The following is an 8,312-nucleotide window of genomic DNA, read 5'->3' as shown; positions in this document are numbered from 1 at the left end:
GGGGATTGTACGTCGTTTTGAGGCGACTCGACCAACGAGGTGCGACGGCCGAGAATCGAAATTGGCTTTGTTCGTCGCCGCTTCGCGGCCGTTGATGAGCCATTAAACCTATACTATAAAACGAGTTAAGGTCTGTTTTTTGAATTGGCTTTGGTGGTCGATTTTCCGTGAATTGAGATCCTGGTTCCTGGTTCCGAGTGTGGCCTGGCGGCCAGGATCGTCTCGTCCTGGACGTCACTTCGCGCGGCAAGAGTCGATCGCTTGTAGCCATGGATGAACGCCTGGGGGGGCTGGACTGATCTCGGCATGGAGTATCCCTTACGGAATACAGTCCCGATTTCTCGCCTCCGAGTTTCACCAAATTCCGGAAAATGGCGATCGGGTCAGGGAGCCGGGAAGGTGATGAACGCGACGGGCACGCGCCCGGTCAGCCAGACGCCATTCGCCGAGAGGTAGAAGACGTGGCCGGCCCGGGCCATCTCGGCGGCGCGGATGATCAGGACGACGGGCTTGCCGTGGCGCCGGCCGACCTTCGTGGCGGTGGCCTCATCGGGCGAGAGGTGGACGTGCTGGCGGTTCGCGGAGTGCAATCCGCCGGCCCGGATCGACTCGAGGAAGCGGGTGGCGGTGCCGTGATAGAGGAGCTCGGGGGGCGGCGTCGGCGGCAGGTCCAGGTCGACGGCGATCGAGTGCCCCTGGCTGGCCCGGATTCGGGTGCGGTCGTCGCTGAACGCGAACCGCTTCTTCTCGTTCTCCGCGACGATCCGATCGAGCAGGGGGGGCGTGAGCCGGACGCCGTGGTCGTTGGCGAGACGGATCAACTCCGCCACGTCCGCCCAGGCGTTTGCGTCCAGGGTGAGGCCAATCTCCTCCGGCTTGTGCCGCAGGACCAGGGAGAGGAACTTGCTGGTTCGGACGAGGTCCGCCATCGTGGAGAGTTCGACCTGGACAAAGCGACCGGTTTCGATCTGTTTCGCCGACCTGTCACGGTGGCTCTTGCCATCCTATCATGGCAGGAGCGTGGACCCGGCCTCAAGCCCCGTCTCAGAGAGTGTGGATCGCCATGGACACCAGGATCCCGGGGAGCCAGAAGGTTGACATCCCGCGACTCGAGCACGGGGACACACTCCCGCTGGGCGAATTCCGGCGCCGCTGCGCCGCGATGCCTGACCCGAAGAAGGCCGAGTTGGTCGAAGGGGAAGTCTATCTGCCTTCGTCGAGCCCCCCCGAGCACGGTGATGCTCACGCTCTCCTCGGCACCTGGCTCAAGACCTATCGGTCGAGGACGGCCCATCTCGAGACGCGGGACCGTGCGAGCGTGCTCCTCGATCTCGACAATCTACTCCGGCCCGATAGCCTCCTGATGATCCGACCCGGGCAGGGAGGCTCGGCCCGTTTCGGCGAGAATGACCTGATTCAGGGAGCGCCCGAGCTGATCGCCGAGGTTGCCCTGAGCCGCGTCAGCCTGGACGCCTGGAAGAAACCGCGCGTCTACCGGCGGAGCGGCGTCCGCGAGTTCATCCTCTGGCGGATCGAGGACGTAGCCCTGGACTGGTTCGTCCTGCGGGATGGCCGGTTCGACCCACTACCGCCGGGCAAGGATGGCATCCTTCGCAGCGAGGTCTTCCCGGGCCTTTGGCTCGATCGTGATGCCCTGCTTCGCGAGGACTTGCCGCGCGTGGAGGCGATACTCGGACAGGGGATCGCCTCGGCCGAGCACACCGCGTTCGTGGATCGACTGAACCGGCGATGACGCCGGGAGTCGATGTTGAGCGTGCCGGGCCGTGTTGAACTCCTCACCGACCGAACTCGCCTTGTCCAAAGTGCGACCAAGATCCTCATAATCCGAGAGCGAACCAAAGAGCCCAGCAGATGAATCTGCCCAGCGCCCCGCCCCCGGCTCCCATCGCCGTCGATCCGGCGTACCGAATCCGGGACAACCAGTTCTGGTACACGGACTGTGCCTTCGCACACCGATTGGCCGTGGCGGCAAGGATCACTATCAACATCACCGAACTCGGCGTCCGCGTCCTCACCCGCGCCGCCCAAGGCGAGAATCCTAAGCCCACGACGGCGTTTACATTGCCCAGCGACGCGGACAGAGCGTGGTGGGAAGCGCATCGCGGTCAGCGTGTCCGGGTAGAACTGCTCGCCGTCGGGGGCACCGTACTTGCTGGTGTCGCGTCTGCCCCACCACCCGTTATGCCTCCTTCGGCTCCCGTTCACCCACCAGCGCCTCCACACACAGCCACGCCACCGCGCGGAATGCATGTCGTGTGCGGCGAGCGAGCGATGTGGGCGGGGCCGGTCCTCTGCATCGGCTTGGACATCGCTTGGTTCGGCGGCTCCGCGGCCGATCGAGACTCGCGGTACGACTGCTTAGCGTTCGCGCTACTCAGGCGCCGTCCCGACCAGCCCTTCAGCCTGACAGCCCATCTCGAACGAATCGCACTCCACAATCGCGACCCAGACGCGAGTCAACTCCTTCGGGCCGTTGAGGTGGTGCTCGAAAAACATAGTGCCGCCGAGCGTGTCGTGTTCGCCATCGATGCGCCTATCCAGGCTGCGCATCGTCCTGGCATCCCGACGAGGGCCGCTCAGCCTCCGGCGGGCACTATCGAGCTGAGAGCGTGCGAGAGACATCTCAGCCAACAACGACAACGGATTGACAGGGCCGCTGGCGATTCGAACAACTGGCACCCGAACATTCAGCCAGGCGCCCCGCTCGCACCGCGAGTCATGAGCCTGCTAGCCGGGCTCGACCAACTTGGATTTCACTTGTGGACGGAAGCCGACCGCGCAGCGGCGAGGCTCGTGATCGAGTGCTTTCCCGCTGAGGCGATCTGGGCTATGAAGCGGCTGAGGCGCTTTGAGGGATCGCTCACTGCGGCCGAGGTGAAGTGTTACAAGGAACAGCGTGGGAAAGCCCTCTCGGCACAGCAGGTGGCCGACCTCACTCGCACCGTCCTGAATGGGTTCGCGGCGGACTCCGGCGACCGGGCAGTTTGGATCGCCCTCGTGGAGCACGCGATTAACTGGATGTATTCGGACGCCACTTGGCGAATTGCGCCGGACAAGTACCGTGGCGGCAAGCTGCTCGATGACGTCGTGGACAGCATGATCTGTCTCGCAACCTCGCTGAGCTACGCCGGCGGCCGGCATCATGTCTGGCAAGACCCCATTCGCCCTGATGACGGGCACATTATCGGCCCTGGGAATCTAGACGCCCTCCAGAGGGCGTCTAAGGCCAGAAGGCGTCCAAGGCCAGGCACCCACGAGGCGTAGGTCTGGCAATTTTGAGAGGATAGCCGAGGTGATTCCCAGCCACTGATTCCTGCTCCAGTTTGCGCGCGGCCGCTGGTTCCCTGGATTCCTTGAGTGGCCACGGCTTACTGGACGCTGATTCCTTCCTCTATACCTGGGTGCATGGCCACTGATTCTCGGATTCGGGCCCGCCGTTAAATCTCACTCGCATGGCCGTTCAGGCGAGCCACCGTCACCGGGAGGCCGCACTGTTCGAGCGTGGCGAGGAACTCTTCGGCCGCCTTGGGCGGGTTCTTCAAGGCGGTTCGCTGACGACGAACCGCATCGAGCACTGCGGCGGGAGACTCACCCCACAGGCTGACGATGAAATCGTCGGGCCCGATCGCTTCGATGGAGTGGCCCGCCAGGACCGCGGCGGGGAAATCGCTCAGGTTGAACGTCACGATGATTCCCGCACCGCTCTGAATCGCCGCCGCGAGCACATGCCTGTCGTCGGGGTCGGGAAGGTTCAAGCTCGGGATAAGTGACTCGTAATCGGTGACAAGGCTGTCGGGGACATGCTCGTTCATGAGCCTTCGGCAGCGGGCGAGGCTCTCCGGCGAGATGTCGGGGCGATTGGCCGCGACGTTCCGGGTCCATTCGTCGTGGATTTCCTCCGTCCAACGGGCCAGGAACAGGCCCGTCAGGGCGAGTCGCATGAGCAGGTCTCGGAGCGGCGCCGGGTAGAGGACGCAGGCATCGAAGAGGACGATTCGCGGCACCGGTCAGTAACCCATGCCAAGTTCCTGGCTCAACGCGGCCAACTCATCGAGGGTCGCGTGGCGCTTCGCCAGCGTCTCCTTCTTATAGATCAGCAGGTCGGTCAACTTGACCCGCCGATGGCTCCCCACCTTGCGGCTCGGCATCGCCCCCTGATCCAGGAGCTTCACCAGGTGGGGGCGGGACACGTTGAGCAGGTCAGCCGCCTGCTGCGTCGTCAGCTCGGCACCGAGCGGAGTTACCGTGATCGCGTGGCCCTGTCCTAGCTCGGTCAGGACGCGGACGAGCAGACGCGCGGCCGCGGGCGGAAGCGTCAACTCCTCGCTCGTACCCTTCACTTCCAGGCGAAGCGAGGCGTCGGCGTCGAGATGGGCCGCCAACCTCCGGCCTGATTCGGCAGCCGTGGCTGCATCAGCCTTGGTCGGCGTGATCACCTCGTTGCCGTTGAGTAATTGCATACCCGAGTCCTCCTTGGACACCTTCGCTCTACAGTAGCACGTCCGGGCTATAATCGCAATATACGAAACAATCGTGGTCCGCCGTTCGCTCACCGGTTCGGATTGACCCTTTCACGCTCCTGACCTACCATGCCGGCCCGATCCGCCAGGGATGGCCGGCTCGCTGCGCGGGGTGCGCGCCGGGCGGGACGTCCTGGGCTGTCGGTCCGTTTCCGGACTCGCCCGAATTCCCGTCGCGGGGCTCGTTGCGATGCGCAAGGTGGTGCTCGGATTGCTCGTCCTGGCCGGGGTCGGCGTGACCGGGTGGATGATCCACCTGGACCGCCAGGGCCGGCTCGTCTGGGATCACTGGGACACGGTCAAGCCCGGGATCCTCTACCGGAGCGGCCAGCTCACCGGCGACCAGCTCGCCGCCGCGGTGGAGCGCTACGGGATTCGCACCGTGGTCAACTTCCAGTTGCCCGGCCGGGAGATGAAGGCGGAACGGGAGCTCGCCGGCAAGCTCGGCGTCGGCTTCGTGAACCTCCCGATGCCGGGCGACGGCTTCGGCGAGGAGGCCCAGTTCCGCAAGGTGCTGGAGGTCGTGGACGACCCGGCACGCCGGCCCGTCCTGGTCCACTGTGCTCGCGGGACCTGCCGGACCGGATCCGCGGTGGCCATGTACCGCTACGAGCGCGACGGCTGGACGATCGAGGACGTCGCCGCCGAGCTGAAGCGCCAGGCGTATCGCGACGGCCACATCGCCGGTTACATCTACGCGATGGCCCATAACAAGCCGTCGCTGGCGCTGCACAACCCGCAGACCATCGACGACCGCAACGGCACGCCGGTTGAGGTCGAGCCTCAGTCCGATGTCGAGCCGCTGCCGGACGTGGTGCCGCCCAGGGAGGACGCGAATGATCGTTGAGCCGAACCGGGCGGCCGTGGCCGGCCCGCCGAGAAACCGCGTGCTCCGCGCCGACGCCCGGTTGACCCTCCCCCTGGCCCTTGGGGGAGCCTGGATCGCCCCGCTGATCGGGGCGCTGACGATCGGGTTCGTCCTGATCGGCGCCGGGAACCTCGAGCTCGGCCCGGCCGATGCCCGGCTCGGGCTGGCGGCCGGCGAGCCGTTCGGGCCGATCGGGCAGGTCTACGGGAGATACGCGCCGGAGCTCTGGCCGGCGAAGGTCGCGCTCTCGCGGCTCGCCGGGCGATTTGGCGAGCTCGGCGACGCCCTGCCGGGGATCGTCCTCTGGCCGTCGGCCCTGGCCGCCGCGGCGATCGGCTGGATCCTCGCCCGGCGGGCGGTCCAGGAGCTTGGGACCCGCTGCGGCGTGCTCGTCGGCCTGGCCTGGCTGGGGTCGCTGGGCGTCATCGATCATTCCGGGGGCATCGGCCTGGACTTCCTCCCGGGCCTTGCGGTCGTGGCCGCGATCGACCGCCTGCTTTCGAAGGGTTCGGATTGGGCCGCCGGCGCTTGGACGGCCCTCGCCTTCCTGGCGGGGGGCTGGCCGCCGGTCGTGGTCGTGCTGCTGGCGGTGCTGGTCCTGGGCCGGCGCGAGGCCGGGTACTCGGCCCGTTTGCTCGTTCCGACGGTGTCCGCGGCGGCCGTCTGGACGGCCTGGGCGCTCGTCGCGGCGACGCCCGAGGCCCTGGCGGCGGCGCTTGCGCTCCCCTTCACACTCCGCCCCGACTGGTTCCTGGCCCCGAAACTCCTGGGGCTGGGGCTCCCCTTCGGCCCCTTCGCCCTGCTGGCCTGGTCCTCCTCGATCCGCGGGGGTTGGTCGCCCCGGGGCCGCCTCCTGGTCAAGGGCTGGGCCCAGGCGGCGATCGCCTGCCTGGTGGTCGGCACGGTCGTCCCGGGTATCTCCCAGGCGGCCCGGATCCCGGCGCTCGCGGGGATGATGCTCGCGGCCGGGACCGTCCTGGATTCCGCGTGGACCGGGACGCTCGCCCGGGGGCCGCGGCGGGCCTTCCTCGCGATGGCCTTCGGCCTTTCGCTCCTGTGGCTGATGACCCTGGTGTACGGCGAGTATCTCTGGCTCCTCGTCTTCTCGTATTACCGGCCGGTGGGGATCGCCGCGGCGGTCCTGGCCATCCCGCTCCTGGCACTCACCTGGCTGGGGGTGGAAGAAGGCTCGAGCCGCCGGGCCGCGGTCGCCATGCTCCTGCTGGCCGCGAGCCTCAAGCTGGTGCACTGGGGTTACTATGTCCCCGAGTGGAACTACCGACACGGCCAGGGCCCATGGGGGCGCGCCATCGGCCAGTGGGTGCTCCCCAACTGGACCGTGCACACGCTCCACGAGTGGCCGTCCGAGCTCGCCTTCGCCACCGGCCGCCCGGTCCGCCAGCTCCGGACTCCCATGCATCTCGCCTATCCCGAGAACGGCGAGTCGCGGCATGTCCTCCTTCTCGAATCGGAATTCGAGAACTGGCCCGAGTTGGCCCCCAGGCTCCTCAAGGTCGCCCGCTTCACCGACGCCGACGGCGGCGTCCGCATCCTGGCCCGCACGCCCGGGACCCTCGTCACGCCCGCGGGCGCGATCCTCCCCCGGAAAGCCGAGGAATGAGACCTCAGCCCCCCGAACCTTGCGGCAAGTGATTGCGTGCGTGTTCTTTCTGGCATGCCGGGGTCACGCACTCTCGCCGGATCCGTTTGAATTTGGGAGAATTTCTATCAAGCGATTGCCGGTGCTTGCGAACTCCCATCATCCGCGGCCTGCCAGGATCCTCTTCTGGTCGCCAGCCCGCAAGATTCCAGGCCGCAACGCCCGCCAGAGACCCCGGACAGCCGGACGGAACCCCGACCTGAGCCGCTTCACGGGAGCCTGCCATCATGCTCGCAAAACTCATGGAGATCCTGACACCGGGTCCCACGGCGGATGGCGTCTGCCGGAAGCGTGTGAACATCCAGAAGCGGTTCGCGATCCTGGCGGATGCGTCCAGCCAGGGGAGCATGTCGAAGGTCTACAAGGCCCATGACAACGAGGCGGGACGGACGGTCTGCCTCAAGGTGCAGCTCCGGCAGAAGAACGAGGCGGCGGCGGCCCGCGCATCCCGCGAGGAGGCCCGGCCCCCGGAGGGGGCGATCGCGGTCAAGGTCGTGCATCCGAGCGTCGTCAGGACGTTCGAGTACGGCGAGACGACGGCGGGCGAGCAGTACCTGGTCATGGAGTTCATCGAGGGCTACAGCTTCCAGTACATCCACGACTCGAAGCTGGGGAAGACCGCGCAGAAGGTGGAGTGGATCGCCCAGGCCGCGGAAGGGCTGGCGGCCGTGCACGAGGCCGGTTTCATCCACCACGACATCAACCCGCGGAACTTCCTCCTCAACCGCGACCACGCGGTGAAGCTGATCGACTTCGGCCTGGCCGTGCCCAACACGCCGGCCTTCCGCGGCCCCGGCAACCGGACGGGGACGCTCCAGTACATGGCCCCGGAGCTGATCCGCCGCGAGCCGATCGACGAGCGCATCGACACCTTCAGCCTGGGCGTCGTGGCCTATGAGCTGCTGACCGGCCGGCTCCCCTATTCCGCCGCCGGCTCGTCCGCGACGATGCTCCAGCGCCTCAACGTCGACCCCATCGACCCCGCCAAGGTCAAGCCGAAGCTCTCCGAGGAGCTCTGCGAGGTCCTCCGGCGTTTGACCGCCCGCAAGCGGGAAGACCGCTGGCCGTCGCTGGCGACCCTGGGCCCGCACCTGCGCTCGATCCCGGCCAAGCGGCCGCGGCCGGCGGAGCACGGGTGAGGGAGTCGAGAATCGAATCGCTCAGAGTTTAGACTGCGGGTACGTTTTAGAGCGTGCAAAGCTGGCCGCAAGTCCAGTTCTGGCGCCGAAGCTCCTTCATAAAC

The 8,312-nt window shown here is 66.8% G+C and carries 8 protein-coding genes; 5 read left to right on the top strand and 3 right to left on the bottom strand.

The genetic code is table 11. From position 1 onward, the window contains the following. Window positions 1-383: 383 nt before the first annotated feature. Window positions 384-929: an RNA 2'-phosphotransferase gene (locus tag G6O54_RS27485; RefSeq protein WP_165230597.1), complete on the bottom strand. Its 546-nt coding sequence runs from the start codon at window positions 927-929 to the stop codon at window positions 384-386. Window positions 930-1,063: 134 nt separating this feature from the next. Here G6O54_RS27485 and G6O54_RS27480 point away from each other — a divergent pair, with 134 nt between their 5' ends. Further along, a complete protein-coding gene (locus G6O54_RS27480) occupies window positions 1,064-1,753 on the top strand; it encodes a Uma2 family endonuclease (RefSeq protein WP_165230594.1) in 690 nt (229 codons plus the stop codon). A gap of 119 nt (window positions 1,754-1,872) precedes the next feature. Then, on the top strand, window positions 1,873-3,285 hold the full coding sequence (locus G6O54_RS27475) for a DUF429 domain-containing protein (RefSeq protein ID WP_165230591.1): 1,413 nt from the start codon (window positions 1,873-1,875) through the stop codon (window positions 3,283-3,285). Between the two features lie 173 nt (window positions 3,286-3,458). On the opposite strand, the gene G6O54_RS27470 is transcribed toward G6O54_RS27475, so the two are convergent. Both G6O54_RS27470 and G6O54_RS27465 read right to left on the bottom strand, forming a co-directional pair. Next, on the bottom strand, window positions 3,459-4,025 hold the full coding sequence (locus G6O54_RS27470; RefSeq protein ID WP_165230589.1) for a PIN domain-containing protein: 567 nt from the start codon (window positions 4,023-4,025) through the stop codon (window positions 3,459-3,461). 3 nt (window positions 4,026-4,028) lie between these two features. Beyond that, window positions 4,029-4,481 (bottom strand): excisionase family DNA-binding protein, encoded by a 453-nt coding sequence (locus G6O54_RS27465; protein ID WP_165230586.1) that lies wholly within the window; start codon window positions 4,479-4,481, stop codon window positions 4,029-4,031. 151 nt (window positions 4,482-4,632) lie between these two features. On the opposite strand from G6O54_RS27465, the gene G6O54_RS27460 reads away from it, so the two are divergent. The 3 genes from G6O54_RS27460 (at window position 4,633) to G6O54_RS27450 (ending at window position 8,208) form a co-directional block, all read left to right on the top strand. Next, window positions 4,633-5,388, top strand: coding sequence for a fused DSP-PTPase phosphatase/NAD kinase-like protein (locus tag G6O54_RS27460; RefSeq protein WP_250847116.1), 756 nt, complete (start codon window positions 4,633-4,635; stop codon window positions 5,386-5,388). After that, window positions 5,378-7,030: a hypothetical protein gene (locus tag G6O54_RS27455; RefSeq protein WP_165230582.1), complete on the top strand. Its 1,653-nt coding sequence runs from the start codon at window positions 5,378-5,380 to the stop codon at window positions 7,028-7,030. Before G6O54_RS27460 ends, G6O54_RS27455 begins: the two co-directional genes overlap by 11 nt. Before the next feature lie 266 nt (window positions 7,031-7,296). Further along, on the top strand, window positions 7,297-8,208 hold the full coding sequence (locus tag G6O54_RS27450) for a serine/threonine protein kinase (protein WP_250847115.1): 912 nt from the start codon (window positions 7,297-7,299) through the stop codon (window positions 8,206-8,208). Window positions 8,209-8,312 lie beyond the last annotated feature (104 nt).

The organism is Aquisphaera insulae, from assembly GCF_011064615.1.
Taxonomy (GTDB): domain Bacteria; phylum Planctomycetota; class Planctomycetia; order Isosphaerales; family Isosphaeraceae; genus Aquisphaera; species Aquisphaera insulae.
This window is presented reverse-complemented; position numbering and strand designations above follow the sequence as displayed.

Bases quoted from the DNA above. Each gene is read 5' to 3' on its own strand.
- G6O54_RS27450 (WP_250847115.1), top strand. From the start codon at position 7,297: ATGCTCGCAAAACTCATGGAGATCCTGACACCGGGTCCCACGGCGGAT.
- G6O54_RS27475 (WP_165230591.1), top strand. From the start codon at position 1,873: ATGAATCTGCCCAGCGCCCCGCCCCCGGCTCCCATCGCCGTCGATCCG.
- G6O54_RS27480 (WP_165230594.1), top strand. From the start codon at position 1,064: ATGGACACCAGGATCCCGGGGAGCCAGAAGGTTGACATCCCGCGACTC.
- G6O54_RS27465 (WP_165230586.1), bottom strand. From the start codon at position 4,481: ATGCAATTACTCAACGGCAACGAGGTGATCACGCCGACCAAGGCTGAT.
- G6O54_RS27460 (WP_250847116.1), top strand. From the start codon at position 4,633: ATGGCCGGCTCGCTGCGCGGGGTGCGCGCCGGGCGGGACGTCCTGGGC.
- G6O54_RS27485 (WP_165230597.1), bottom strand. From the start codon at position 929: ATGGCGGACCTCGTCCGAACCAGCAAGTTCCTCTCCCTGGTCCTGCGG.
- G6O54_RS27455 (WP_165230582.1), top strand. From the start codon at position 5,378: ATGATCGTTGAGCCGAACCGGGCGGCCGTGGCCGGCCCGCCGAGAAAC.